Raw genomic sequence first — 26,659 nt, forward strand, 5'->3', positions numbered from 1 at the left:
CTTTTAATTATGCTTATTTTCTTTAAAATTTTAATGGTTTAATTTTCTATTCAATATGTTTTCTCAGGAATTCCGCAGTATATGAGGTTTTATTTTTCAATAACGCATTAGGAGTTCCTTCAAACAAAACTTTTCCACCAAATTTTCCAGCACCAGGGCCAATATCAATGATCCAATCAGCCTGAGCAATAATATCCAGATTATGCTCAATAACAATTAATGTATTATGCTGGTCTACAAGATCATTAAAAAATGACAACAGTTTTTGGGTATCACTTGGGTGCAAACCTGTACTTGGTTCATCCAGAACAATAATCTGATGGGTATTTTTCAGTTCCCGGGTCAGTTTCAAACGCTGTCTTTCACCACCCGAAAAGCTGTCCAGACGTTGTCCCAGCATGAGATAATCTAAGCCCAATTTTACCAGCAAATCAAAGTTTCTGATGATATTTTTATCCGAAAAAAAATCTTGAGCTTCCAGAACTGTCATATTCATCACTTCTACAATAGTCTTCTGATGATATTGATATTTCTGAACTTTCGGGTCGAATCCTGAACCACCACATACTTCACAAGGCTGTTCAATATCATCCATAAAAGCTAAATCTATTTTTTCTACTCCCAATCCTTTACAGTTTTTACAGGCTCCTTCACTATTCCGACTGAACAGCTTTTCTGAAACATGATTACACTCTGAAAACAGTTTTCGCACCGTATCAGATATATTTAAATATGTCAGAAGATTGGATCGGGCACTTGCTGTAAATAAAGATTGGTCTATCACTGTTAAATCGGGATAAAATAAAGGTAAAATATGATTAATCAAGGTGCTTTTTCCTGATCCTGCTACCCCAGTAACAACAGTCATAAGGCCTGTAGGTATATTTACGCTTATATCTTTAAGGTTATGCAGACTGGCATTCTTAATTTCAAGATACCCATCAGGTTTTCTGAATTGGGTTTTTATAACAGGCTTTTCTTTAAAATAAGAGCCTGTTTTTCCTTTAGATTTTTTTAATCCGCCGAGATCTCCTTCATAGATAATTTTACCCCCGCTTTTTCCGGAGCCTGGTCCCATATCCACCACCCAGTCAGCCATTTTAACGATATCCGGATCATGTTCAACCACCAAAACAGAATTCCCTTTATCCTTGATCTGCTGGATAATGGTATTAATATTCTGTAGGTCCTTTGGGTGAAGGCCAATACTAGGTTCATCAAAGATATACAATAAATCTACCAGACTATTTCCCAGGTTCCTTACCATTTTTATCCTTTGGGATTCGCCTCCTGAAAGAGAATTTGTATTTCGGTCCAATGTAAGATACTGCAAACCAATATTAATAATATTCTGAAGCTTTCCGGAAAGCTCTTTAATGATAACTTCATAAGCTTCAGATTTCAGGTTGTTAATAAATTCCAATAGCTCATCAATAGAAAGTGCAGTACAATCTGCAATATTTTTACCTTTGATCTTACAGCTCAGAATCTTTACATTCAGACGTTTCCCATGGCATGATGGGCAGGATTCTGTGATGATTACATTATTTAAAGCATCTTTTCGGGTACTATTTTCTTTGGAATCTTTTTTTAGAAATGTCTTTTCAATCCTCGGAATAATTCCTTCATATTTCACAGTTTTACCCCAGCTTTTATCAGGATGTTTAGGTATATGGTTACGTTCATATAATAGGATATCCCATTCTTTAGCTGTAAAATCCTTCAGCTTTTTATCGTTATCAAAATAGCCTGATTGTGTATATCTTGTTAAACGCCATCCTCCCGGTTGAAAAGTTGGAAATTTAATGGCTCCTTCATTTAAAGATTTCGTCTGATCAATCAGCCTATTAACATTTACCGTCTGTACAATACCTAGTCCTTCGCATTCCGGACACATACCCTGTGGATTATTGAACGAAAATACATTGGAATATCCTACGAAAGGATGTCCCATTCTTGAAAAAAGCAGCCTCAGAGAAGCATAAACATCAGCAGCTGTTCCCACCGTGGAACGTGCATTTCCTCCCAGTCTCTTCTGGTTGATGATAATGGGAACATTCAGATTTTCGATTTTGTCTACATCCGGAATGCCATAATGCTGTAACCTGTTTCTTATAAAACTGTTCTGCGTTTCATTAATCTGACGCTGTGCCTCTGCTCCTATGGTTTCAAATACCAAGGAAGATTTCCCTGATCCCGATACTCCAGTAAAAACTACGATCTTATATTTTGGAATTTTTATGGAAATATTTTTGAGATTATTCTGTCTTGCATTAGTAATTTCTATGTTTTCCATTTTAAAATCATTAACTTTGTTAATAGTTAACTAAGTTAATCAAAATTCATTCCATGAAACCTATTGAAAAAAAATTTTTTGACACATTTACAGATTTCCAGTGTCTTATTCTTGCCCATATGAACAGAGGAGATATTAACGGAATAACAGCTTCTCATTATAATATAATCGAATTTATTCTTCGTAAAAAAGGATTAACAGGAAAAGAGATCGCAACTGCTTTTAAAATCACCCCTGCAGCCGTTTCTAAGCAACTGAAGATCCTTATTAACAACGGTTTTATTACTCAGAAACAGGATGAGGCAGACCGTAGAAAGTTCATACTGTCCGTCACTGAAAAAGGAAAATTTATAGTTGAGAATTCTGAAACCTTCCGGAAAAGCATGACTCAACAGGCTGCTTCTATACTTACTTCGGCTGAACTTAAACAGTTTAATTCCCTGCTGAATAAGATTTTGAATGAAATCAAGCTTTAATCCATCGGATTCCTTATAATTAATTGTATTTTTGGAAAGCACAGAATGCTGTAACACTACAATCATTTAAAAATTAATTTCGACTCCATGAATGAATTGATCAAACTATTTCCAGCCTATGAATAAGTATTTATGATGATCTGGAAAATCAAAAGAAATATTTTCTGCCTATCAATATTCTAAGTACACTTTAGTTTTTTGAACTAAGTCAAACTATTATTCTGGCATTTGTTGCTTTTATTTATATGTACCAAACAGCCTATCCCAGATGGAAGTATAAAATCCAAAATTCTTGGTTTCATCCAGATGATGGTGATTGTGAAATCTGGTGGTTCCTACAAAAAAACGATCAAAACTGGCGGGAAAAAACTCTCTGTTGAGATGCCCTATCGTTCCCCAAATAAGATTGATAGACAAATAAATGGAAATTGAAATAACAGAAAAATTATAACATAGTAATAAGACCAGCATTATGAGTCCAAATCCTATGGTTTCAAAAGGATGAAGAACAAAAAGGCTCAGATAATTGGTGCTCACATGCTCGTGGTGCTTTCCGTGAATCATTTTATATACAAGTGGTAAATGGGCAGCATAGTGAAAGAAGTACATACACAGATCCATTAAAAGAAGTAAAGCAATAACCTCCAGGCTTATCTTCATTCCTGACTGGGTAGTTCCCAACTCAATCCAGCCATTCTTCCATAAAAAAACACCTATCAGCATAACAAGGCTATTACAGACAACCGTAAAAAGACTGAGGTAAAAATCTGATGCTGAAACAGGATGATCTTTCTCTTGCAATGGGCTTTTACGACAGGTTTTATCAATGAAAACATATAGTCCTATTGAAAATAAATATAAAAGAAGATTGCTAATCACACTGAACACAACCCATTGTGGCCAGGAAAACTGCCAGAACATATTGATATAACCGGAAAGCGCTGTCTCATTAAAATTCATAAAAGCATCTTCTTTCAACTTGAAATCATAAATGTATGAATTTTGGAATAAAACAAGGTATGAAAGAGAACTTGAACAGCATTTAGGATATAAATTTTAAATGATTTCTTCTTTTTTACAATGCTGTTTATCTGATGGTCACAATTAAGCAATAAAATAAATTATTTCTGTCTCGCTTTTCTTTTGATTTCACGAAGTCTCATCGTCAGTTTTTTTCTCAGGTCATTATGATAGTCCCTGTAGTTTTTTATACTTTGTTCAAGGTTCTTTTTGTTAATCAGGTATTCTTCATACAAATTTCCCAACTCGGAAATCTGTGTAATGACGTCGGATGAACAGGTTTCTGAATGATCTGCAGCTTCAATCAGGAGGCGGTAATATTCGATACGGCTGGTGAGGCTCGTGTGAAGTTTTGGTTCTATTCCCTGCATGGTTTTAATTTTAATTTTTAATGTCAATGCATATGTTATAAATCCTTGCCAACAGCAATAGGAGGAACATCACTCTGATATAAAATCTTAGCTTCTTCGGAAGACCCTCCCTGATGGGCAGACTTAAAATAAGTTCCATTCAAAACAGAAGAAATTAAGGTTTCATTGGGATCACCTAAAGGCAATAAAGGCAACGTAACATACTCGTTCACTGAAACCTGCGGCAAAATTCCATTACTGTATTCACCCGTTCCATTTCCATTAAAAACTTTATAAATTACCGGATGCATCTGCCAACGGATCTTTTGAGGTTTCCGTTTATCTTCTATAGTGAAACCTGCCATATCTTTTCCCAGCGTTACATCTCCAACCTGGATCACCTGCATATAAGGTTTCAGATTATTGATGACTATTTCAGCTGCCGAAGCCGTACTGTTTGAAGTTAAAATATAGACTTTATTCAACCCTAAAGCATTGGTGCGTAAAGTATTAAAATCAAGTGCTTTCGGATCATAGGCGATCTGTTGGGAAAATGTTCTTTTCACCTCACCTCCGTTTTTATTTCCTTTAAAAATAATGAAGGGAGATGCCGATGATAGGCCTGAAGGAATCAGGGAACAAAGAGCAGCAGCTGCAGATACGGATCCACCATAATTGTACCTCAGATCAAGAATTAGTTCCTGTACTCCGGCACCTTTAAATTCGGCAAACTTTTGGCTGAAGGTTTGTGTCATCCCATCTGGAAAATCATAAACATATAGATACCCTACCTTTTTACCGTTTTTTTCAAACACTTTAGATAATAGAGGTTGCTCAAAAGATAGTCCATAATATACTTTGATCTCTTTTTCATCAATGATCTTTCCATTGTTCCAACCTCCTACGGTAAGATCCAGAACTGTGAGATCTTTCATGGAAGAAGTCATAGCCTCAGCATTGCTTGCTGTGACTGTTTTTCCATTGATTTTGGTGATAATCATTCCTCGTTCCAATCCCGCATTGAAGGCAGGTGAGTTTGTAAGAACCAGTTTAATGACGGTTACCACTTCTCCGTTAGCCTGCTGAATAACAGTATAATCAAAACCATACATATTCCGGATTGAACGTGGATAACTGGAAGGATCTTCTGTATTGACAATAAAAGAAAACCGATCCTGAGGAGCCAGCAAACTTTTAAAAAAATCTTTTACAGGAAGATGATAATCCGGCTTAGCAGGCATCTGATCTGCCCAGTAATAATATCGTTTCAGGCTGTCCTGTACCCAAAGGTTAATGGACTCTGTACTTCCCTCCGGAAAGACAGGTGCATTTTCATCATGATCCGAACAGGAGATAAAGAGAATGATGATCGCTATGCATTGAAGTGTAAAAAAATTTCTCATCCCTGATTATAAGTATTCTGCCACGTCAACATCTCCTTTTACAACCCATACTCCATTTTCTGATTTTTCCTGCAGGATGATCATATTAGCGCCCATATCCTGTTTTATTTTTACCTTAATCATTGCTGATCCGGCATAAGGCTCTGTAGTTCCCGGCTTGTACAACTCAAGGTAGACAGGAGCTGTAACGCCGAAAGAGCTATAAATCTTAACGGGAGTAAAGCTGTTTTTTCCGATATTATCAAATTCTGCCAGTACAACACCATTTTCTCTTTTTAAAACTCCTTTGACATTTTTAAGGGTTGATCCTGAAAACTCTCCCAGATTCGGAAAAATAAATTCAAAACCTATTTTCCCAAGATTGACCTGTGGCTTTATCACCTCAGCCTGCAAAAAGATTCCCGGAAGATTGAAGAAGTATAATTTTTTATATTCCTCTATATTATCATAAGTAATTTTATATTGTATGATTTCTTTCCCTGTTTCATGGTTATATATTTCCAGCTTATTGATTTCTCCCTGATCCAGTACAAACTGAAGTTGGGTTTCGATTTTATTGGTATAAGAGGTTTTCCCATCAATAGATACAGGTTCACCATTAAACCTCAACTGAAGCACATCAGGTTTAGAGTATCCTTTAATGGTCACTTCTCCCGGTTTTTGTATCTGGTCATATCTTTCCATCGCTGTATTGTCTTTACAGGAAAATAATAGGATTAATAATAGGAATGCAAAGATCTTATTCATCTTTTATATTATTTTAAACTTAAAAATATTGCCCCGCCCATTGTGCAGGGCAATACACAATTATAAAAAAACTAGTTGGATATGTTCTGGATAGCCTTTTCTTATCAAAGCGGCCATCCATTATTGTATATTAAGATTTCATGTTTTGTCTCATGATCAGTAATAAAAACAGAATGTTTATTTTTTAATAAAATTCAAACGTTCCGTAGTTTTTCCGTCAGTTACTTCCGCAATATATACCCCTTCTGATAAACCTGCTATATTGATTAATCTTGAGTATTGAGCTGTAAGAACCTTCTGTCCTGCTGCATTATAAAGGTGAATCATTGTTCTATTGTCTTTTAATGCAGGATTAAGCTGTAACTGTAAGTATTCTTTTACCGGATTTTCTGCAATTTTCGTCAGATTTTCTTTCTTTTTTACATCTTTTGTGCTTAGGGTCGTAGTTGTCGCATAGATTGCCATTTCATCAATATTGATATTCATGATATTATTCCCACTTGCATTTCTGTTGGCCCACATTCCTATATAAATTTTCTTTCCTGCAAAAGCTGAAAGGTCTACAAGGTTTTCTACAAATTGGGTAAGATCTGCTGGAAAAGGATTGGTGGAAGACCCTACCTGTATTTTATAGGGACTTTGCTGATAATTTCCAGATCCATCTATTGTCATAGCTTGAAAATCTGCTAAAACAGGGACTGCTTTTTGAGGAGTACTTACATAGATATAAAGATCTCTGCTCACAATAGTATGGGTTGCTCTCTGTCTTCCTATATAAGAAGCAAGAGTGATTGTTCCCGAAGCACTCGTAAGGTCAATCTGAGGAGAAATAATCCAGTCATCTTCACCTCCAAACCCTACTGCACTTCCCGTAGGAACCAGGTTGGTAGAATGTCTCAGAACGCCTGCATTTCCATAGGTTAAAGATGTACCGTTGTGATAGATATTAGGCCCCTGAATCCATCCGTTATTATTGCTGTTCAGATCATGGAATGTCCATCCCTGAAGGTCGGCAGGAGTATCAAAAGTATTTCCCCATACCAGAGATTGTGCTGTAGCCAGCTGAGATAAAAACAAAACAGATGATAAAATTATTTTTTTCATGATACTGATTATTAAGATTTTTTAAAGAGAAAAAAAGCAAGGAACAGCTTAGGCTGATTCCTTGCTTATATAGATTTTAGTTTACAATAGCGAAATTGTATTTTGTCCAGGTTCCCTGGAATCCGCCACAGTTTCTTGGAGATACATTCCAGCTTCCTTCGTTAAAGAATGGCTGGCTCATTCCCCATAATGCAGCTGTACTTCCTGTAAGAAGGTTAGCTGTTGGAATTCCTGCCGTACCCGCTCCTGTAACAGAAGTTGTAAAGCCATGCACCTGGATGGAAGCAAAGTTTGAAGCTGATGAAAGCTCAGATCCTGTATTTTCTACTTTGATTCCTACAGGATATCCTGTTACGACAGCATTATTTAAGGTTAATTTACCATATCTTCTGATGTGGATTCCATTTTCGTAAGCAGCTCCTTGTCCTGCAGTACCGAATTTAGGACCTACAATCGTAAGATTATTGATAACAGGGTTTGTGATTAAAGAAGTAGCTGTACCTGTTGCATTGTTATCAAGCTCAATACCGTTAGAATCAGGACTTCCACCACTTACAGTGTGTGCTGAATTGTAATCAGCCAAAGAAAGAGCACATGTAATAGTTCCTGTATATCCGTTGTCAAAGTCAAAATTATCGTCTTCTGCTGCAAAAGAAATCAGGTTAGAAGCATTAACAGTTCCTCCGAAAAATTCGAAAGAGTCATCCTGCCCGTAAGATACCTGAATATGATCTAAAGTAGTTCCATTTCCAACACCTCCTAATGATAAAGCATTTACCTCGTTACCTGAGTTAGCTCCTACAAAGTCATATCCTGCAAACTCGATACGTACATATTTCATTGTTCCTGCATTATGAGAAGGATTTGTTCCTCCAAAATAATAATCATCACCCGTTAACCCTTCAATAGTTGTTGTAAAAGGTACATTGGTAGGTGCATCTCCCAAAAGGATAACCCCTCCGAAATCTCCAGGAGTAGCGGTAGTATCTTCATCACCGTCTAAAAGTCTGTAACTTGTAAAAACAATAGGCTGAGCTTCAGTACCTGTAGCATTGATTTTACCTGTTTTGGTAATCACCAGGATTCCTGAACCCTCTCCTATGGCATTAGGTTTTGCTTTGATAAAAGTTCCAGGCTGAATGGTAAGTGTTGCCCCGTTTTTAACAGCTACAGTACCATCAATTTCTATGACTCCGCTCCACGTTGTATTAGAAGTAATAGGCCCACTCACTTGAGTAACAGGAAGTGCAGAAGCTGTAAGATATTCAGCTGAAGTAGGTTTCATTTCAAAAGGAGTTGAAGAATCTGCTAAATGGTCGTTTTGGCAAGCTGTAAGAGATAATGCAGCAGCTGCAATTAGAGTTAATCTTTTCATTGTTATAATTTTTTGGTAGATCCGGTTATTTATTTTTATGACCGGAAATTTTTAATATTCAGAAATATCCGCCTCTATATTTCTGCGATTTGGTTATTGTTTTCATCCTACAGGCCAGGAGGAGCTGAGCTGTCTGAGTTCCCTGTTGATCTCCTATTTTCCGGGAAAAGATAATAGCGTTCGGATTTGTTTGGTTCGGTACTGCTGTGCGCATCATCAGTAGTATTCCGGGTTATTTTTCAGGATTCCGAAACCTGTACACATCTATATAGAGAGCTCTTTTTATCTTTACAAAAACTGAAGATTCTTCATTTCCGGGATCTCTGCATTTATTATTTATTCTACAATAGAGAAGTCATATTTTGTCCACGTTCCCCGGAAATTTCCGCAATCTCTAGGAGCAATATTCCAGCTTCCTTCATTGTAGAAAGGCTGGGTCATTCCCCAGGTAGGTGAAGTAGCTGTAGTCAATAGGTTTGAAGTAGGAATTCCGGCAGTTCCCGCTCCGATAGCAGCAAGATTGAATGCATGTACCTGGAGGCTGTTGTAATCAGAGTTGGCAGAAAGCTCAGAACCTGTTCCTTCTACTTTGATTCCTGTAGGATACCCTGTAATCAATGCATTGTTCAGCGTTAATTTTCCATTTCTTCTGACGTAGATTCCGTTGGCGTACATCCTGCTAAACGGTTCCTTCCATACTCCTATAATACTGAGATTATTGAAGGTAGGATGAGTGATTAAGGATGTAGCTGTACCATGAATATTATTTTCCACCTCTATTCCCTGAGAATCATACGTCCCTCCAAGAACCCGATGTGGCGAATTATAATCTGCCAAACCAAGTGCACAGGTAATAGTTCCCGTATATCCCAGAATACAATCGAAATGGTCATCTTCAGCAGCAAAAGAAACCAGGTTGGAAGCATTGACATTCCCACCATAGAATTCAAATGAATCGTCCTGTGCGTGAGATACCTGAATATGGTCTAAAGTGGTTCCTTTTCCAACTCCTGCTAATACAAGGGACGAAACTTCATGAATCAGACCAGGAAGAATATCTGCTCCTCCAAATTCAATCCGTACATATTTCATAATTCCTCCATTATGATTGTTGTTGGTTCCTCCGTAATAGTAATCAGACCCGAAAAGCCCGTCAATTGTTGTTGTGGAAGGCACATTGGTCCATGCATCTCCCAAAATCATAACACCGGCAAAATCGCCACCATGTGGGACCGTATCTTCGGTGCCATCCAGCAGATTATAACTGGTAAAAACAATAGGCTGGGTTTCTGTTCCTACCGCATTAATTTTACCTGTCTTGGTAATAACCAGGAGCCCCGGACCTTCTCCTATGGCATTAGGTTTTGCTTTGATAAAGGTTCCCGGCTGAATGGTAAGTGTTGCTCCGTTTTTAACGGCTACAGTACCATCAATTTCTATGACTCCACTCCATGTTGTATTAGAGGTAATATGATAGTTTACTTTGGTTACAGGAAGTGCAGAAGCTGTAATATATTCTGCTGAAGTAGGCTTCATTTCGAAAGGGGCGGAAGAATCAGCTAGATCATCTTTTTGACACCCTGTAAGGGAGAGTAACGTTATTCCAATGAATAGTAGTTTTTTCATTTCTTAATAGTTTTATTAATTTTCTTTATGATTTCAATGCGTCATTAAAATGTATAATTAACACTTAACCCGAAAATCCTTCCGCTATAAGCACGGAATAAGATCTTATCAATATCTTTATCATACCTGTTCGTGGCACCCGGCACAAGTTGCTGCAATTCTCTGGCTGTCTTATTTCCTGTATTGTCAGTATAGCCTAAATAAGAATTAAAGTTGTTGTAATATTCTTTTACCCTGTTGAAGAGATTCCTTACATTAAACTTCACTTCAAGATTTCTGTTTCTTAAGAGTTTATAGGATACCTGTGCATCTGCCACTGCGTAAGGACGTTGAATTTCTTCTGCATTATAAGAATATCCTACTGTCATATACTGATCTCCTTTTGCATTGTATAAAAAATTAAATCCCAGCCTTTTTCCATCATACATCAATCCTACATTATATGCATAAGGAGTCTGTCCGTAAAGAGGTCTATCCACTTCATAGGTTTCGTCATTCTCACCTGTTTTATACTGATCTTTAAAAGCAATTACTTTCGTTGTATTGTAGGTGAAATTTCCACTTACAAAAAGTCTTTCAAATAATGATCCTTCCGCAATAAATCCGAGGTTTTTCCTTACCTCTACTTCTACTCCTTTCAGTTTTGCATTTTTTGAATTTCCATTGTACAAGGATAGATTTCCATCATTGGAAAGGCGGCCCTCACGTTCAATAGGTCTGTCAATATCCTTATAATACAATCCGGCAGAGAATATCTCCCCCAATCCAGGAAACCACTCAAATTTAAAATCGTAATTGTTCACTGTAGATGATACCATCTGTGTATTGAAAATCTGTCCATTCGCTATCGGGTCAAAATAAGGTAATCCGGTTCTCTCATTAAACTGAGGACGAATAACAGTCTTGTTGTAAGCAAGCCTAAGGTTTATTTTATTGGTGGGACTATAAGTAAAATTGGCAGAAGGCATCCATTGCCATGGTTTATCATCAACTCCTACTCTGGCAAAATTATTGGAATCATTCTTAGACTCGATTTGCTGAGAAATAAGATCATATTGAAAATATTCCGCACGTAATCCCCATACTAACCTGAATTTATTGTTCCAGCGGTTGTCAAACATCACGTATGCAGCATGCTGCTCAACTTCACCCTCATACTTACCATCATCCATGTACAATGGTCTGGTCTCCCATCCAATTCCCCCGGGTACATAATGAGAGCCATCAAACCAATCGGCAAGAGATCCATATATTTCCAAAAATTTAGGATTCGGAACATCCCGGTTTCCATCTACTCTCAATAAAAATTTCTGCTGTTGATTTGTATTGGTTTTTGAGGCTCCGGCATATCCTATTTTAATATCATTTTTAAAATTTCCTCTGTCAAAACCCCATTTAAAAGAAGCTCCATAATTATAATCTGTTTCTTTGCTGGTAATATATCCTCTTGCAAAATCACTTGCAGAATTATTGGCGACATGATAATTCATGATTTCACGTCCTACAAATTTGTATAAAGTCCTGTGCTGGGTATAATCCTTAGTGTCTGATGAAACTCCCGTTCGGGCAGCAAACCAGTTGATTTCCATATTCCCTATCTTATGGCTTCCTTCCAGCTTATTTTGTAAAAACATCTGATAAACAGGATATACTGTATTCTCCGTAAAAGGCTTATCTAATGATGGAATTTTTGATGGATCATTATTGGGAATTATCCCGTGATAAAAATAATTATAGGCAGCTTCTGCATTGGCTGGCGAACCACTTCCATTGGTGTTTTCATCCCATCCTGTAATTCTTGTCAGTGTATTATCATAGATATGGGTATATGAATTACGGAATGAAATTCTACTCTTTCCCAACTGTAATCCAAAATTCAGCATTCCTGCCACCGTCGAATTATAATTATAGGATGCTCCTGTATTCTTAAAATTATAAAAAGGCATTTTTCCATTGGCATCAAAAGCAGTCTCTGTAGTATCCAGCCAGCTTCCTCTTCCTGTATGATCTATATCCAGCTTATTCTGTTCATTTCTGATAATGAATGCTCCGGCAAAGCCCCATTTGCTATTATTTTTAAGAGCGTAAGTTCTTCCTAATGCCAATTGCCAATTGGACCCCATATCTCCCCTTGTCTTATATGTCGTGAAATTATCATTCCTGAACTGGCTGGACTGTTCAAAAAACATAGGATTGTTCCAGTTCATCGCTTTAAGACCCTGAGGAAAATCTCTTGTTCCGTCATCGTACCCGAAATAATCATACTTTCCTCTTTTACGGGTCAGAAATTCTTTGAAAGCAGACTGATCGTTATAAGAAGTTCCCATACTTACAGTAGTAAAATTTTCATTAGGAATATCTTTAGTTCTTACCTCTACAAACCCTCCTGCAAAATTGGCATTCATATCCGGCGTTGCAGATTTACTTACAACCACACTTTCCACCATTGCTGTAGGAATAATATCGAAAGAAAAATTCTGATTATAGGCTTCGGTACTGGGCAGGTTGATCCCATCCATCGCTGCGGTATTCCATCGTTCTCCCATAGACCTTACGACTACATATTTGTTATCTATAGTGGTGATTCCCGTTACTCTCTTCAAGGTTCCGCCCACATCATTATCAGGAGTTTTAGCAATCTGTTCGGCAGAGATTCCATCACTCAACTGGGCCGCTTTCTTTTGCTGGGCCAACAATCCTGCCTGAGTATCTGCTTTACGCGTTGCCGTTACCACCACTTCTTTGATGTCAGTAATTTTATCAGAAACCCTGTTCAGTGCAAAGGAAACAGTATTTGTTTCTTTATTGATGATTGATAATTTTTCTACCCTGAGTGTGTTATATTTAGACGCTTTCACTGTCATGTTATAAAGTCCTGAAGGAAGGTCTACAGAGAAATCTCCATTATTATCTGTTACCGCTGTTCTTCCTGCAATATTTATTTCTGCACCCACAACAGGATTTCCCACTTCATCCACTATTTTTCCGGAAATACGCCCGTTTCCCGGTACAGAAACATTAGAATTTTCATATTTTATTGAGATGAGATCCCCATGTAAGCGGAATATTACAGGAAGCCCATTGATAATATCTTTCAGGCAATTATTAATAGAAGAATTTTCACATTTTACCCCTTTTACCTTCAGCTCTTTAATATCATATTTTGAATAAGCCAGTCTCATTCCTGTTTTTCCTGCAAATTCTTCCAAAACTTCAATTAATGGTCTGCTTGCAGGAGCAGAAAACGAAACTTTCTGAACCAATTCCTGTGCTTCTGCTGCAACAGTAAAAAATAGGGCTGCTATGGTAAAACCACATTTCAAACTTTTCATACGTAAGTGTTCTCTTTTGATTAAGGTTATCTGATTATTTAATTTTTTGATGGTTATTTTTTCAGGATGTAGATATTATCGTTTTTCTGAACTTCAAATCCCAGGATAAAGGCAAGGGCATCAATATTTTCACTGACAGTTCCTCCCGTAAAATCTGCTGTGATTTTTTTATCCTCCACTTCTTTTGGGTAATGAATTTTTGTACTATAATTACCTTCCAATACTGTAATTACCTCCTTTAAAGGAACATCGTTAAAGCTTAAAGACAACAGCTTAGGATGCTGTTTCCCTGATACTCTGTCAGGAGCGAATGAAATAATAGCTGTGGTACGGGCAACGCCCAGATTCGTCCATTTCTGATTCGGTTTCAGATAAGAAACAGGAACTCCAATGGAAGATACAGCCACCTTCCCTTCATAAAGATCTACTGCTTTTTTCTTCCCGGACTGAGAAACTTTAAATATTGTTCCCAATACTTTTGTACTGAAACCTTCTGCATGAACAATAAATGGATGAGATTTTGATTTTGCTACAGAAAAGATAGCATCTCCTTTTAAATCCACCATTCTCGTAGATGCAGGAAATGATTTTGCTACCGTAAGTTCTGCTCCGGGCAGTAAAGTCACTACAGATCCGTCTTCAAGATGAACAATTCTGTTTTCTGATACTGCTAGATAAACATCCGGCTTTATCAGTGTATGATACGTCAAAATCCCTCCCAGTGTTAAAAACAGAATAATGACCGCTGCAATTTTGTAGGCATTCTTCGGAAGATGATTTCTGTATCCTATTTTTTCATAAGGCACAAAATAATGCTCCAAACCTGCCAATACTCTTTCTTTAGATTCCTGCAGATGAACTTCATCCAGACCTTTTTCTGCATGGGCTTTCCATTTCTTTACAATTTCCATTTCTTTTTCAGAAGTTTTTTCCCCTGAAACTTCACGTGTCCAAAGTTTGAAAACAAAGGCCTCGATATTTTTATAATTAAAACGTCTCATAAAATATTTCATAGTATTCACCGATACTTCTATCAATAAGACTATGAAAATGAGAAACTTCCCCAGCGCATTTTTAACGTTCCGTTCATATTAAGGCTAAAACTCAGATATTTTTCAACCTATTTTACATTTACTAAACATTAAATTCACAATTAAGGGATAATTTTCAGAAATATTTAACCATACCATAATTAAAGTTCACAAAAAGTTAATTTTCCTTTAGGTAATTTTGTTGCATTAATATGAATCTAACAGACTCTACTTTATTAAAGAAAATAAAATCAGGCGACCGCCCTGCATTTATGCTGTTGTATGACCGATATTGGGATAGTTTATACCGCTTTGTATTTGTAAGGACAAAGGATAAAGAAGCCTCTGAAGAGCTGCTTCAGAATTTATGGATAAAGATCCTTGAAAATACAGAGATGATACAAACGGATGAATCGGAAAGTGCAAAAGGTTACCTGCTCCGACATCTGCATTATCGTATCCTTGATTATTATAATAGCTTTAAAAAAGCTCCCCCTACATTGAGTATTGATGAATTTGATATCCCTTCAGAAATAGATATTTCAGACACTGAGTATTTTGAGATTCTTGAGGAAAATGAGATCTCGGTCTTACTATCTATGATTGATGAAGTAGTTTCTCACTTTCCAACCACTGAACAGCAGGTCTATGATATGAGGATCCGAAAAAATATGTCTGTTAATGAAACAGCGGAAGCACTTGGAATAAGCAATAAGACGGTTAGTAATAAACTAAGCAAATCCCTTGGTGAAATTCGCGAACAGCTTAATCCGGATTATCAATCTTCTAAAAAATTAATATCCATTTTAATGCTGATGGAACTCCTCACAAAATATTGATAAAAGCCTGAAGATGAAAGTAATTACTTTTTATTTATAAATAACAGTTATTGTAAAAGTCTTCAACAAACTTAGAAAACAGGCCACTGAGCTGATGTAAAGTTCAGAATTTTAAAATCCGCATGCTCAAAATCTATACTTTCATCATTATTGGTAAAAACAATAGTTTTCATTCCGGCTGCTTTAGCGGCTTTCAATCCTGAATGGCTGTCTTCAATCGCAATACAATGCTCAGGTAATATCCCTAACTGTTGAGCAGACGTAAGATATACAGCTGGATGAGGTTTCCCCTGTTCCTCAAATTCTGATGAATGAATGGTATCAAAACACTCACGAACCTGCAGTTTTTCAAGAACAGCATCTGCAACACGTAAAGGGGCATTGGTAGCCAGTCCTATTTTATATTCTTTACCTTTAAGATCTTTAATAAATTCTTGTATCCCGGATATGGTACAATTCTCAGTTTGAATCAGTTCAATTACTTTAGATACAACTTCCTGTTCTACCGAAGAAACATCCAAATTTTTCCATGGAAATTTCCTGTACCAGAACTCTGTAACCTCTGTTGTAGTCATATATTTGGTCTGTGCAGCCAAATCATCAGTTATCTGAGCTCCATAAGACGAGAATACTTCCCGTTCTGCCTTTGCCCAGAAACCTTCAGAGTCTACAAGAACTCCGTCCATATCAAAAATCACAGCTTTTAAAACCATAGATAAAAATAAATTTAAATAATGAAGTCTATTACTGGCTGATTTTATACACACATCGTTGTCCCCCAGAAATAATATGATCTACCCTTTCTACAGTGTATTCCTTACCAATCAATGACTGAAAGTTTGATAGTTCCGCCCTACAAAATCCCTGGCATTCTGTAGCCGCCGCACAAATCGGGCAATGATTTTCGATCAGGAAATATTCTTTTCCTTCTTTCTTCCATTCTGCCATATATCCTTCTTTGCTTCGGGCTTCGGCAAGAACCTCCAGGCGTTGTTCTAAATTTTTTGTCTTAGCAAGGGCCTTTTCATATCGCTCGTGGGTATTTTTTTCCCGGTCACTAATTAACAGGTCTAATGCATTTTCCCCTAAAATATTTTTTACAGATTTCAAAAGCTGAACCGTTACTTCAGCATGAGTGTCCGGAAATTGAGCCAATCCCTTATCCGTAAGGATATAATAAGTAGATGGCCGGCCCACTCCTTCACTCTTCATTGTCGGTTCAATCAATCCGGCTTCTGCAAGGTTCAGTAAATGCTTTCTCGCTCCCTCTTTCGTGATGGATAATTCTTTAGCAATCAGAAGTGAAGTAGCTTCCCCTCTCATCTTTAAAAACATCAGGATACGATCTGCTGCCGGTTTCTTCATTTGACAATATTTAGGTTGTTTTATTTTCAACAACAAAGATAGTCATTTTCTATAATCTTAAAATATTAAACACAAAACACTAATTACCAACACATTAAAAATACAAATCATGCGACCTATAAAACAACCAAAAAGTTGTTTTATTCAAATATATTGCTACCTTTGTCCAACATTAATCAAAAATAAATGCACATGAAACCATTTACACTACCTCAATTATCTTATGCTTATGATGCTTTAGAGCCATTTATCGATAAAAATACAATGACTATTCACCACCAGCGTCACCATCAGGCCTATGTAGATAACCTGAATGCTGCTTTAGAACAGACCCATGAAACCAATCCTGATCTTGATTCCTTATTACAAAGAATCAGTGAATATAGTCCGGCCGTAAGAAATAATGGTGGTGGACATTTCAATCATTCTTTATTCTGGGAAATCCTTTCTCCACAACCTAAATTAATCCCTGAGGGAAAACTGAATGAAGTCATTATCTCCACCTTCGGAAGTCTTGAAGAACTTAAGGCAGAAATGAAGAAGGCAGGACTTGGGCAATTTGGATCCGGCTGGGTTTGGTTGTATGTAAAATTCAATGGATCTCTTGCGGTAAGTTCAACGCCTAATCAGGACAATCCTATGATGGATATTCTTCCGGTGAACAGAGGATTTCCAATCCTTGGAATTGATGTTTGGGAACATGCCTATTATCTGGCTTATCAGAACAAAAGAGCAGATTATCTGGATTCTTTCTGGTCTGTATTAGATTGGGCATCTGTAGAGAAAAAATATGAAGAAGCTCTTTCAAAAATAAGATAGTAAATACAAATATTGCTAACAATGGATACCCAGACTTTCGTAAATAAAGCAAAAGCTTCCGGCATTATTGCTTTTGACTTTTTAGACTATAAACCCACTACTGAAATTGTGGAATTAGATATCAGGAATCATCTTTTTATGGGAATGATCGTCAAGGAAAAGGAATTTAAAGAATCAATTGCAGCAGTAGATTATTCTGTGTACAAAAACAAAGCTGTTGGAATTATTTGTTCAACCGACGCTATTATTCCGCCTTGGGCCTACATGTTTCTCATGGAAAAACTATCTCCTTATGCTGCTTATGTAGATTTAAACAACGCTGAAACCGTTCTCCTTGATCTCTGGAAACGTCGTCTAATTTATGCAGACCTAAGACATTTTAAAAACCAGAAAGTAGTTGTTAGAGCTAATACCTCCCATGATCCTGCGCTGTATTTATTAGCCACTGAACTTTTAAAACCATTAGTCAAAAGCCTGATGTATGGCGAAATAGGGTTACCCAAAGTAATTTTCAAAAAATAAAACAAAATGAAAGCAATCATATTCAACGGATCTTTGGAAAGAAGAACAGAATCCACTTCCGGACTGATCTCTGCTTACCTATCAGAGCAGCTGAAAGCGCTTGGAATTCACACTGATGTTTTTACGCTTGCAGATTCCGGAATTCCTTTATTTGATGTCACACTCAACAAAACACCTCTGGCTGTTGAACGGATGACACAAATGTTTCAGGATGCAGATCTTCATTTCTGGCTAGCTCCACTCTATCATGGAAGTATTCCGGGAGTAATGAAAAATTGCCTAGACTGGCTGGAAGTAACAGCTAATACCTATGAGCCTTATCTTACAGACAAAACCATAGGTCTGGTATGCTGGGCAGATGGTTTACAGGCCATGCAGGGAATCAATGCGATGGATGCCATTGCCAAATCATTACGGGCATGGCCTCTTCCTTTCAGTGTTCCGATTCTCAGAACATCATTATTTGACAACGAGAATCCAAAGCAGATCTCAGCATTCTATTCCGGTAAACTTGATAAGCTTATCAGCATAGCTACCACAAAGAAAATAGAAAAAATGATAATAAATCAATCATAACATGATAGAAACAGATATACTGATCATTGGTGCCGGCCCTGCAGGGTTATTTACGGTTTTTGAAGCCGGCCTTCTCAAAATGCACTGTCATATTATTGATGCATTGCCACAGATGGGAGGCCAGTTATCAGAATTATATCCCAAGAAACCCATTTTTGATATTCCGGGATTTCCGAGTGTATTGGCTGGTGACCTGATTGATAATCTTTATGAACAGATCAAACAGTTTGAACCCGGATTTACATTTAATGAAACCGCTGTACATCTCCTGAAACTGGAAGAAAATCTTTTTGAAGTAATTACAGATAAAGGAACAAAACATAGAGCAAAGGCTGTTGTAATTGCCGGTGGCCTGGGAAGTTTTGAACCTAAAAAACCACCTATTGAAAACATTTCCTTGTATGAAGACCGTGGTGTCAATTATTTCATCAAACGTCCGGAAGATTATGCAGGAAAGCGTGTGGTGATTGCCGGAGGCGGAGATTCTGCCCTGGACTGGACTATACATCTTGCGGAAAAAGCATCATCATTGACTTTAATTCACAGACGAAATGAATTCAGAGGAGCTCTGGATTCAGTAGAAAAAGTAAAAAAATTAAAGCATGAAGGAAAGATCAATCTGGTGACTCCGGCAGAGGTTATTGGCCTTAAAGGCGAAAATTCTCTACAGGAAATTGTAGTGGAAAAAGAAGGAGCCATTCAAACCATTGAAGCCGATCATTTTATTCCTTTATTCGGATTGGTTCCTAAGCTTGGACCTTTGACTGACTGGGGGCTGGAACTTGAAAAAAACGCAATTAAAGTGGATAACGGTACAGATTTCCAGACCAATATTGGAGGCGTTTATGCTGTAGGCGATATCAATACTTATCCTTTTAAAATGAAGCTAATCTTATGTGGGTTTCATGAAGCAGCCATTGCTTGCCAAAGCATTTACCAGCGGCTGAATCCTAATAAAAAGTTTGTTTTAAAATACACTACTGTAAGCGGTGTTGAAGGTTTTGACGGAACGAAGAAACAAGCAGAAAAACAAGTAGTAGCAACGATTGACTAATATCCATGAAAGACGAAATAACAATTACAGTGACAGATCAGACTGGTATTCAACATACCCTGATCTGTCCACTGGAGATGGGACTTACTTTAAAAGACATCTGTAAAGCCTATGAACTTCCTATGGAAGCCATGTGTGGTGGTATGGCGATGTGTGCCACCTGTCATTGCTATATTCTGAATGGAGCGGCCTCATTATCTGAGAAAAATGATGTGGAAGAGGCCCTTCTTTCAGAATTATTCACCACCAAGGAAACCAGCAGATTGGCATGTCAAATCTATCTGACTGGTCAAATGGATGGACTCTCCATAGAAATTGCAGCAAATTAACAGATTCAAGATCAAGTTTGCACAGTTTATGATGTAATAAATTGTTGGAACTGTTTTAATTAAGTTTAGTAGGGATTTCTAAAACAGTATGTTGAAGAAATCCCTTTTTTACAACATTTTAAAAATAAAAATATGGCAATTAAAATAACTGATGACTGTATCAATTGCGGAGCCTGTGAACCGGAATGCCCAAATTCAGCCATTTACGAAGGCGCCATCGACTGGCGTTGGCAGGATAAAACCAAACTTTCGGGTCATATCACCTTCCCGGATGGAACTGAAGCTGATGCAGGAGCTTATAATCAGGCGGTTTCGGATGAGGTCTATTATATTGTCTCTGGAAAATGTACGGAATGTAAAGGTTTTCATGAAGAACCTCAGTGTAAGGCTGTTTGCCCTGTAGACTGCTGTATTGATGATCCGGACCATCGTGAAAGTGATGAAGTATTATTTGACCGGCAGAAATTTATGCATGAAGTTTAATCTTTCATATATTATTCATTAATTTATTTTGTAACAATGACTTAACCTATTTCTACTAATCGGGAAACGAAATATCATCAATAATTTAAACCCAATACTATAAATTATGAAACCGGTATTATTTTTTCTCGTTATGCTCTCTGCTTTAATATCAGCTCAGACAGATGTTCCAAAGCTCAAAAAAGAATATATTCAGCTTTTAGAAAAATCCAATTATGGTAATAATCCAAAAGCAGGTAAATATTATGATATTAATGGAATCAAAATGTATTGTGAAATCTATGGAGAAGGCCAGCCCTTGCTTCTCATCCATGGAAATGGGGGCTCAATTGTAGATTTTTCTAAACAAATCCCCTATTTTTCCAAACATTATAAAGTGATTGTTGCCGATAGCAGAGCACAGGGAAAATCAATAGATAAAGGAAACGCTCTTACTTACGAAATGATGGCTGATGATTATGCAGCACTCCTTCAGACAATGAAAATTGATTCTGCTTTTGTGATGGGCTGGAGTGACGGAGGAATTAACGGACTTTTGCTAAGCATGAGACATCCGGAAAAGGTAAAGAAACTCATTGTTACCGGAGCTAATTTAAGACCTGATTCTACAGCAGTACAACCTGATGTATTTAAAAGAGTGAGTGATAATTATGCAAAATTTAAAGAGGTTTTTGCCAATAAAAAAAACAAAACAGATCTGGATGATATGGTTTTCAAGCTTAAAAGATTATTGAGTGAACAGCCCAATATAGATCCAAAAGCTTTAAAGAGCATTAAGGTTCCTGTTCTTGTAATTGGAGGAGATAATGATGTGATAAAACCGGAACATACCCTGGAAATCTTCAGAAATATCCCTAAAGCCAATCTTTGGATTTTACCCAACTCTGGACATGCTACTTTAGTGGTTTATACAGATGAATTCAATGCTAAAGCAGATACTTTTTTTAAAACAAAATTCAGAACTATTAAAGATCGGGATCGTGAGTTTTAATAATAGCCACGCATAATCAACATTATATTTAAATTTCTTCAATCTATAAAGGCGGGTTTCAATCCGCCTTTTAGTATTTAATCCGGTTTTAGTCCAAACTTACTTTCCTTTAATTTCATGATATATCTTTTGAGTAAAAGGTGTATCAAGATGAACATCTGCTCCATATTTTAAAACCGCTCCGGCAAACAATTCCAGTTCGTTATCTTTCTTTCCGGAATGAATATCCAACTGTAAGGATGTTGGAGTTTCAAAAGGAAATGTAGATGCTTTTTCAAAGGTTCTTTCTATAATATCTTCCGAAAGGTGAATTTGTTTTTTATCTGCAATCTGTTTTATTTCCTTCATAATTTCCGTTGCTTCAGCTTTCTGCTGTTCATCAGTACATACGGTTCCTATGGATGAATTATGTTTGGCTGTTACCAGTCCAAAGCTGGCAATGAAAATAAACTTCGTCCAGATATCGGCTAAGGAATTATCTTTAAAGTCAAAGTCAATCTTGCTTTCTTCAAGTAGCTCTGTTACCCATGCAACATCACTTGAAAAATGTTCAGGATCTCTTCCTACAATCATTTTCCCAGCTTTTCCTTTATGTTCCACTGTCCCTCTTTTTTTGATATGAGACGCTACATAAATACAGGTTGGTAGAATAATGTGGTCTGGAATTATTTTTCGGATTCTGTCATAAATGTCTGCTCCATTCATCATGGGAAGTACTATTGTCTCTTTGGTAATAACCTCTTTAAGTTGTTTACAGACATTTTCAAGATCATATTCTTTTACACAGATCAAAACCAGATCGGGATTTTTAATATCGCTGATATTCTCCTCAATCGCATTAGGGCGAGTCCGGTCATTGGGATGCTCCGGTGAAAGTAATACTAATCCATTTTCTTTTACTTTATCATAAGTTTCTCCTCTAGCCGCAAAAGAAACAGTATATTTCCCGGAAGTTTCGTTAATCTGATTGATTTTAAAACCAAAGTATCCCCCTACGCCTCCTAATCCTACAACTACAATATGTTTTTTGTTCATGAAATTATTTTTAGCAAAGATGAATGACAAATTTTAATCTATCACTTGACAAATGAAAAGAAATGGTAGATTTTGAGGAAATAATGGGGTTTTGACGGGATGGAAGCTGGGAGCCGGAGGTAGGAAGCTATGGAGATTCCAAAACAAAATTCATTCTATTTTTACAGATTTTCTCTTGTTATAGGGGTAGGTTTGTTGGAAATCGCGAAGGCGCAAGAGGTTTTGGATGTGGACAATTTTTTAAGGCACAACGATTTTATCTCCGATAAAATTGCATGCTGTAGATTTCATAAGTGCTTAATTAAGTAAAAAAATATCAGAAATTATTCGTCTGCAATACCTTCCAGCCTCCAGCTTCCCTCTTTACTTATGAATATCTCTTCTGATTCTGCTTAATGAGCTGTCCTTAATTCCAAGATAGGAAGCAATTACCTTAAGCGGAACATGTTGAAAAATATTGGGATCTTTCTTCATCAGATTAGAATACCGGGTAGAAGCCTTCTGGCTCGCCATCTCAATCAGTCTGTCGTGAATGTTGTGATAGTTCAGGACAAAAAGCAGCCTGCTGAATTCCCGGAATTCAGGAATATTATGGAAATTATACTGTACATTCTCCAAACCGGTTTCCCAGAACATACAGTCTGTAACAGCCTGATAGATCTCTTTGGTGGGCTGCTGCCTGAAAAAGGATAAAAAATCATTCACAAAACAAGGGGCAGCATAAATATTTGTGGTAATTTCTTCATTATCTTCATTCAGCAGATAAGAACGAACGTAACCTTTTTCCAGAAAATAGGTTTTAGTGCTGATGGTATTCTGATCCAACACAATATCATTAGCTTTCAGCTCAAACGGTTTGAAGGTTTCTGTAATTTTCTCAACCACTTCATCTTTAATACTGAACAGGGAATGAAAATAATTATTGATCGATGATTTATCCATTGCAAAGTACAAGGCTATATATTTTTAGCTGTCTAAAATAGGGATAATTCTGTGAATTTTCAGTGAAAATATAAATTGAAGAACAGATAATAAACCCTCCATCAATTCTACGATTTGACACCCTTCCGGTGGAAGGGAATGATTACGTCTTCAACTGTGATATCAGTAATGATGAGAAACTTTAATTTAAAAAGTTACAGTTTTTATGATTACATCTAATTTAGTTTTACCGCTTTTGTTGCTATAAAGGTCGGCAGGTATTTATCAATTAAAAATCTTGGATGGGGCTGCATTTCTTCTGTAAAATCGGCAATCACAAAGCCGGCCTTTAATTGGCCACCAATCAGATCAGAAAGAGAATGTCCAAAAACCAGTGCTTCCTGATTCTCCATTTTTCTGGCAATCTGCTCCTGATTCAGGTCTCTGATATCTGCATAAGGCAAAGTATATTTAGGTCTGATGATTCCTTCTGCCATATCCTGTGGATTACGGTCCGCTACAAAAACAACCGGATTGAAAAAACTGGACAATAAAGATCCACCCTTTTTTAAGACTCTGTAAGCTTCTTTCCAGACAGGATTTACGTCTTCCACATAATGATTGGAGATGGGATGAAAAACGATATCAAAAGATTCATTTTCAAAAGCACTGAGGTCTCTCATATCTCCCTGGACCGTTTTCAGGGATAATCCGTCGCGTTCTGCTACCTTGTCATCCTGTCTCAGCTGCTCTTCCGAAATATCAAACACAACAACCTCTGCTCCCACAGCAGCCAGCACCGGAGCCTGCTGCCCACCTGCAGATGCCAGACACAAAATTTTCTTTCCTTTTATATCTCCCAACCAGGCTTTATTTAAAGGTTTTGGGGTAAGATGTACTTCCCATTTCCCTTCCTTTGCCTCATTAATTAATTCTGAACTTACTGCCTGAGACCATTCATTCTGTTCCAATGCCTGTTTGTCCCAGGCTGACTCATTGTGGTGTAAAAAGTCAATTTTTTCTTCTTGCATATTATTATCTTTTTCATTGGCATTATAAAACACTTACAATGCATTACAGTATCCAAATATAGAGACTTTAATACCCAACAACGCTGAAAAGGCTGTCTATTTTCGCGAAAAAGACTGATAAATGATTGTATTTTGGCTGTATTAGATTATTTTATTACAGAAAAAGTCTTTAAACCGTATATGTTTAAAGACTTTATAGATGACATTCACAATCTTCTCTGGTGTATTGAAAAAAGAATCTTATTCCTCACTCATTACTTCATCATACGTAACAGGATCTTCAATTTCCTGATATTGTTCCCATTCAGCCTCAAGTTGTTTATTCGTTTTCATTTCTTCTTCAAGCTTCAAAGTTTCACGATATTGTTTGGCTTCCGCAGATAGGGTCCATTTACAGCTAATCCCCATAGATTCCAGATAACTTCTTACCTCATGGATATTTAATTTAAAAAACTCTTTTCTTGGATTGATTTTATTAAGCTGCCTTTTCAAGAACTTCCGGTGCAATTGTTTTTCCAATGCCGGTGCATCATCACAATAGATCATCGCGTGAACATCAAATTCAAATGGAACACTGGCATCTCCTAATTCCCGGACACGGTCTAAAGGTTCCAGACGTCTTGTCATACCAATTTTATAAACATCTTCTCCAAATGACCCAATATTGGAAATAATATAGACATTTCCTGTTCTGGTCTGTTGAGCCATGGATATAGCTCTTTGATTTTTTTCTTCTGCCTGAGTAAGCTTCTGCTGTAGCTCTTCCAGTTTCTGTTGAAATTGCAGCTTTTGCTCTTCATTTGCTCTTGCGACCTGAGATTCTGCTTTTTCAATCAATCTTTTTAAAGTCAATTCTTCTTTTTCAGCTTCTTTAATAGCTCTTTCATATTCCTTACGGGCTCTCTCCTCTTCACGGATCTGTTCCCGAATTTGTCTTTGCTCTTCCTGCTCCTGCCACTTCAGTTCCTGAGCAACAACTGCCCATTTTAATTCTTCAACTCTAGCGCTGTGGTATACCTCTGAGATTCTTGCATTTCTAAAGGCCTGCCCGTTAAAATTAACCAATTGGAAAGCATCATCCATCTTTTGTTTCAATGTTCCAAAATTGTCTTTTTTTACGGAAGATAAAATAGAGTCTGCTTTTCCGTTATAAGCATCAATAACAAAATCAATAGCTGTGTTCCTTCTTGATTCATCCATATAATCACAAATTCCAGCTTGTCTGCTTACAATCATAAGCTTATTATTCTGACGCAGTTTCTTCAAATTTTCTCCAGCTTCTTTATGTCCAAAATCTTCAGCCAGCTCATCCAGTAAAGTATAGGTTGGTATTAAATATTCATTTCCATAGCCTTTGATGACATTTTTCATGGCTTTAACCCTCTCTGCAATCTGATCGGCTTCTCTTAAGCTTCGGTACGCGTCACCGCCAATTGATTCGGCCCTTATTTCTGCATTATCAACAATACGCTTAGCCTCATTTACAGCATTTTCATACAGTAATTCAATTTCCCTCGATCTTTTATCTGTGAGTTCCTTTACATTTCTACGCATTTCTCGTGCCTGTCCCTGTGCATCAGAAAGTTCCAGTTCTGCCCTTGCCTTTATCTTCAAACCATCTCTCTGTGCTTTTTGCAATAGATATTCACACTCTAATTTAACATCAATGATATCCTGATATTTTCTTAAAGCATCATTGTGTTGTAATAACTCTGCATTTTTTTTGCTTAAAACACCTTTATCTGTCTGTAATTTTAATACATCAGTCTTTAATTGACTATTTTCACGGTTCAGGTTTGCAATCTTAGTATCTTTTTTAAGAGATTCTTTTTTTAATGTTCCAGATTTTCCAAATGCATAAAACACTAACAGAAGCAAAATAATAATTAATACGATTTCCATGGTTAATTAGAGATTAGGGTACAATAATAGGC

At 37.0% G+C, this 26,659-nt stretch carries 25 protein-coding genes; 9 read left to right on the top strand and 16 right to left on the bottom strand.

Translation table 11 applies throughout. The features are described 5' to 3' along the window. Positions 1-46: 46 nt before the first annotated feature. Entirely contained in the window at positions 47-2,296 is a 2,250-nt protein-coding gene (locus EG344_RS02015) for an ATP-binding cassette domain-containing protein (protein WP_123908048.1), read from the bottom strand. A 53-nt stretch (positions 2,297-2,349) separates the two neighbouring features. Between EG344_RS02015 and EG344_RS02020 the strand changes: the two genes are divergently transcribed. After that, positions 2,350-2,772 carry a MarR family winged helix-turn-helix transcriptional regulator gene (locus EG344_RS02020; protein ID WP_123908049.1) on the top strand — a complete coding sequence of 141 codons (423 nt, stop codon included), beginning with the start codon at positions 2,350-2,352 and terminating at the stop codon, positions 2,770-2,772. 237 nt (positions 2,773-3,009) lie between these two features. Here the strand turns inward: EG344_RS02020 and EG344_RS02025 are convergent, their stop codons facing one another. The 9 genes from EG344_RS02025 to EG344_RS02065 form a co-directional block, all read right to left on the bottom strand. Further along, on the bottom strand, positions 3,010-3,732 hold the full coding sequence (locus EG344_RS02025) for a sterol desaturase family protein (RefSeq protein ID WP_123908050.1): 723 nt from the start codon (positions 3,730-3,732) through the stop codon (positions 3,010-3,012). 161 nt (positions 3,733-3,893) lie between these two features. Continuing rightward, complete coding sequence (locus EG344_RS02030; protein ID WP_123860354.1) at positions 3,894-4,163, bottom strand: hypothetical protein; 270 nt, start codon at positions 4,161-4,163, stop codon at positions 3,894-3,896. A 35-nt stretch (positions 4,164-4,198) separates the two neighbouring features. Next, complete coding sequence (locus EG344_RS02035; RefSeq protein ID WP_123908051.1) at positions 4,199-5,545, bottom strand: S41 family peptidase; 1,347 nt, start codon at positions 5,543-5,545, stop codon at positions 4,199-4,201. A 6-nt stretch (positions 5,546-5,551) separates the two neighbouring features. Further along, complete coding sequence (locus EG344_RS02040) at positions 5,552-6,292, bottom strand: hypothetical protein (RefSeq protein ID WP_228412838.1); 741 nt, start codon at positions 6,290-6,292, stop codon at positions 5,552-5,554. Positions 6,293-6,469: 177 nt separating this feature from the next. After that, a complete protein-coding gene (locus tag EG344_RS02045) occupies positions 6,470-7,396 on the bottom strand; it encodes a T9SS-dependent choice-of-anchor J family protein (RefSeq protein ID WP_123908052.1) in 927 nt (308 codons plus the stop codon). 76 nt (positions 7,397-7,472) lie between these two features. Beyond that, entirely contained in the window at positions 7,473-8,771 is a 1,299-nt protein-coding gene (locus tag EG344_RS02050) for a hypothetical protein (RefSeq protein WP_123860351.1), read from the bottom strand. Between the two features lie 336 nt (positions 8,772-9,107). Further along, positions 9,108-10,397 carry a hypothetical protein gene (locus EG344_RS02055; protein WP_123908053.1) on the bottom strand — a complete coding sequence of 430 codons (1,290 nt, stop codon included), beginning with the start codon at positions 10,395-10,397 and terminating at the stop codon, positions 9,108-9,110. A gap of 44 nt (positions 10,398-10,441) precedes the next feature. After that, positions 10,442-13,729, bottom strand: coding sequence for a TonB-dependent receptor (locus EG344_RS02060; protein WP_123908054.1), 3,288 nt, complete (start codon positions 13,727-13,729; stop codon positions 10,442-10,444). Positions 13,730-13,782: 53 nt separating this feature from the next. Further along, positions 13,783-14,730, bottom strand: a complete 948-nt coding sequence (locus EG344_RS02065) for a FecR family protein (RefSeq protein WP_228412839.1) — start codon at positions 14,728-14,730, stop codon at positions 13,783-13,785. 242 nt (positions 14,731-14,972) lie between these two features. On the opposite strand from EG344_RS02065, the gene EG344_RS02070 reads away from it, so the two are divergent. Continuing rightward, positions 14,973-15,599 carry an RNA polymerase sigma factor gene (locus tag EG344_RS02070; RefSeq protein WP_123908056.1) on the top strand — a complete coding sequence of 209 codons (627 nt, stop codon included), beginning with the start codon at positions 14,973-14,975 and terminating at the stop codon, positions 15,597-15,599. Positions 15,600-15,670: 71 nt separating this feature from the next. Here the strand turns inward: EG344_RS02070 and hxpB are convergent, their stop codons facing one another. Next, entirely contained in the window at positions 15,671-16,312 is a 642-nt protein-coding gene (gene hxpB, locus EG344_RS02075; RefSeq protein WP_123908057.1) for a hexitol phosphatase HxpB, read from the bottom strand. Positions 16,313-16,343: 31 nt separating this feature from the next. Next, entirely contained in the window at positions 16,344-16,964 is a 621-nt protein-coding gene (locus EG344_RS02080; protein ID WP_123860345.1) for a helix-turn-helix transcriptional regulator, read from the bottom strand. A gap of 192 nt (positions 16,965-17,156) precedes the next feature. Between EG344_RS02080 and EG344_RS02085 the strand changes: the two genes are divergently transcribed. The 7 genes from EG344_RS02085 (at position 17,157) to EG344_RS02115 (ending at position 21,738) form a co-directional block, all read left to right on the top strand. Further along, positions 17,157-17,783, top strand: coding sequence for a superoxide dismutase (locus EG344_RS02085; protein ID WP_123908058.1), 627 nt, complete (start codon positions 17,157-17,159; stop codon positions 17,781-17,783). Positions 17,784-17,804: 21 nt separating this feature from the next. Beyond that, positions 17,805-18,305, top strand: coding sequence for a DUF2480 family protein (locus EG344_RS02090; protein WP_123908059.1), 501 nt, complete (start codon positions 17,805-17,807; stop codon positions 18,303-18,305). A gap of 6 nt (positions 18,306-18,311) precedes the next feature. Continuing rightward, positions 18,312-18,881 carry an NADPH-dependent FMN reductase gene (locus EG344_RS02095; protein WP_123908060.1) on the top strand — a complete coding sequence of 190 codons (570 nt, stop codon included), beginning with the start codon at positions 18,312-18,314 and terminating at the stop codon, positions 18,879-18,881. A 1-nt stretch (position 18,882) separates the two neighbouring features. Further along, positions 18,883-19,935, top strand: coding sequence for an NAD(P)/FAD-dependent oxidoreductase (locus tag EG344_RS02100; RefSeq protein WP_123908061.1), 1,053 nt, complete (start codon positions 18,883-18,885; stop codon positions 19,933-19,935). 5 nt (positions 19,936-19,940) lie between these two features. Next, on the top strand, positions 19,941-20,264 hold the full coding sequence (locus EG344_RS02105) for a 2Fe-2S iron-sulfur cluster-binding protein (RefSeq protein WP_123860340.1): 324 nt from the start codon (positions 19,941-19,943) through the stop codon (positions 20,262-20,264). 132 nt (positions 20,265-20,396) lie between these two features. Continuing rightward, positions 20,397-20,747 carry a 4Fe-4S dicluster domain-containing protein gene (locus tag EG344_RS02110; RefSeq protein WP_123860339.1) on the top strand — a complete coding sequence of 117 codons (351 nt, stop codon included), beginning with the start codon at positions 20,397-20,399 and terminating at the stop codon, positions 20,745-20,747. 106 nt (positions 20,748-20,853) lie between these two features. After that, the gene (locus tag EG344_RS02115; protein ID WP_123908062.1) at positions 20,854-21,738 is read left to right on the top strand and encodes an alpha/beta fold hydrolase; all 885 of its coding nucleotides are present in this window, start codon (positions 20,854-20,856) and stop codon (positions 21,736-21,738) included. A 99-nt stretch (positions 21,739-21,837) separates the two neighbouring features. Here the strand turns inward: EG344_RS02115 and EG344_RS02120 are convergent, their stop codons facing one another. From EG344_RS02120 to EG344_RS02135, 4 genes are all read right to left on the bottom strand, one after another. Continuing rightward, entirely contained in the window at positions 21,838-22,773 is a 936-nt protein-coding gene (locus tag EG344_RS02120; RefSeq protein WP_123908063.1) for a ketopantoate reductase family protein, read from the bottom strand. 363 nt (positions 22,774-23,136) lie between these two features. Next, a complete protein-coding gene (locus EG344_RS02125; RefSeq protein ID WP_123908064.1) occupies positions 23,137-23,715 on the bottom strand; it encodes a Crp/Fnr family transcriptional regulator in 579 nt (192 codons plus the stop codon). 215 nt (positions 23,716-23,930) lie between these two features. Continuing rightward, the gene (locus EG344_RS02130) at positions 23,931-24,725 is read right to left on the bottom strand and encodes a class I SAM-dependent methyltransferase (protein ID WP_123908065.1); all 795 of its coding nucleotides are present in this window, start codon (positions 24,723-24,725) and stop codon (positions 23,931-23,933) included. 240 nt (positions 24,726-24,965) lie between these two features. Then, entirely contained in the window at positions 24,966-26,627 is a 1,662-nt protein-coding gene (locus EG344_RS02135; RefSeq protein ID WP_123908066.1) for a GIY-YIG nuclease family protein, read from the bottom strand. Between the last annotated feature and the right edge of the window lie 32 nt (positions 26,628-26,659).

Source organism: Chryseobacterium sp. G0162 (genome assembly GCF_003815715.1).
Classification (GTDB): domain Bacteria; phylum Bacteroidota; class Bacteroidia; order Flavobacteriales; family Weeksellaceae; genus Chryseobacterium.

What these genes read in the sequence shown, in the direction of transcription:
- EG344_RS02055 (WP_123908053.1), bottom strand. Translation starts at nt 10,397, where the DNA reads ATGAAAAAACTACTATTCATTGGAATAACGTTACTCTCCCTTACAGGG.
- EG344_RS02065 (WP_228412839.1), bottom strand. Translation starts at nt 14,730, where the DNA reads ATGAGACGTTTTAATTATAAAAATATCGAGGCCTTTGTTTTCAAACTT.
- EG344_RS02130 (WP_123908065.1), bottom strand. Translation starts at nt 24,725, where the DNA reads ATGCAAGAAGAAAAAATTGACTTTTTACACCACAATGAGTCAGCCTGG.
- EG344_RS02020 (WP_123908049.1), top strand. Translation starts at nt 2,350, where the DNA reads ATGAAACCTATTGAAAAAAAATTTTTTGACACATTTACAGATTTCCAG.
- EG344_RS02095 (WP_123908060.1), top strand. Translation starts at nt 18,312, where the DNA reads ATGAAAGCAATCATATTCAACGGATCTTTGGAAAGAAGAACAGAATCC.
- EG344_RS02050 (WP_123860351.1), bottom strand. Translation starts at nt 8,771, where the DNA reads ATGAAAAGATTAACTCTAATTGCAGCTGCTGCATTATCTCTTACAGCT.
- EG344_RS02070 (WP_123908056.1), top strand. Translation starts at nt 14,973, where the DNA reads ATGAATCTAACAGACTCTACTTTATTAAAGAAAATAAAATCAGGCGAC.
- EG344_RS02120 (WP_123908063.1), bottom strand. Translation starts at nt 22,773, where the DNA reads ATGAACAAAAAACATATTGTAGTTGTAGGATTAGGAGGCGTAGGGGGA.
- hxpB (WP_123908057.1), bottom strand. Translation starts at nt 16,312, where the DNA reads ATGGTTTTAAAAGCTGTGATTTTTGATATGGACGGAGTTCTTGTAGAC.
- EG344_RS02030 (WP_123860354.1), bottom strand. Translation starts at nt 4,163, where the DNA reads ATGCAGGGAATAGAACCAAAACTTCACACGAGCCTCACCAGCCGTATC.
- EG344_RS02110 (WP_123860339.1), top strand. Translation starts at nt 20,397, where the DNA reads ATGGCAATTAAAATAACTGATGACTGTATCAATTGCGGAGCCTGTGAA.
- EG344_RS02090 (WP_123908059.1), top strand. Translation starts at nt 17,805, where the DNA reads ATGGATACCCAGACTTTCGTAAATAAAGCAAAAGCTTCCGGCATTATT.
- EG344_RS02125 (WP_123908064.1), bottom strand. Translation starts at nt 23,715, where the DNA reads ATGGATAAATCATCGATCAATAATTATTTTCATTCCCTGTTCAGTATT.
- EG344_RS02105 (WP_123860340.1), top strand. Translation starts at nt 19,941, where the DNA reads ATGAAAGACGAAATAACAATTACAGTGACAGATCAGACTGGTATTCAA.
- EG344_RS02015 (WP_123908048.1), bottom strand. Translation starts at nt 2,296, where the DNA reads ATGGAAAACATAGAAATTACTAATGCAAGACAGAATAATCTCAAAAAT.
- EG344_RS02040 (WP_228412838.1), bottom strand. Translation starts at nt 6,292, where the DNA reads ATGAATAAGATCTTTGCATTCCTATTATTAATCCTATTATTTTCCTGT.
- EG344_RS02035 (WP_123908051.1), bottom strand. Translation starts at nt 5,545, where the DNA reads ATGAGAAATTTTTTTACACTTCAATGCATAGCGATCATCATTCTCTTT.
- EG344_RS02085 (WP_123908058.1), top strand. Translation starts at nt 17,157, where the DNA reads ATGAAACCATTTACACTACCTCAATTATCTTATGCTTATGATGCTTTA.
- EG344_RS02060 (WP_123908054.1), bottom strand. Translation starts at nt 13,729, where the DNA reads ATGAAAAGTTTGAAATGTGGTTTTACCATAGCAGCCCTATTTTTTACT.
- EG344_RS02080 (WP_123860345.1), bottom strand. Translation starts at nt 16,964, where the DNA reads ATGAAGAAACCGGCAGCAGATCGTATCCTGATGTTTTTAAAGATGAGA.
- EG344_RS02135 (WP_123908066.1), bottom strand. Translation starts at nt 26,627, where the DNA reads ATGGAAATCGTATTAATTATTATTTTGCTTCTGTTAGTGTTTTATGCA.
- EG344_RS02100 (WP_123908061.1), top strand. Translation starts at nt 18,883, where the DNA reads ATGATAGAAACAGATATACTGATCATTGGTGCCGGCCCTGCAGGGTTA.
- EG344_RS02025 (WP_123908050.1), bottom strand. Translation starts at nt 3,732, where the DNA reads ATGAATTTTAATGAGACAGCGCTTTCCGGTTATATCAATATGTTCTGG.
- EG344_RS02115 (WP_123908062.1), top strand. Translation starts at nt 20,854, where the DNA reads ATGAAACCGGTATTATTTTTTCTCGTTATGCTCTCTGCTTTAATATCA.
- EG344_RS02045 (WP_123908052.1), bottom strand. Translation starts at nt 7,396, where the DNA reads ATGAAAAAAATAATTTTATCATCTGTTTTGTTTTTATCTCAGCTGGCT.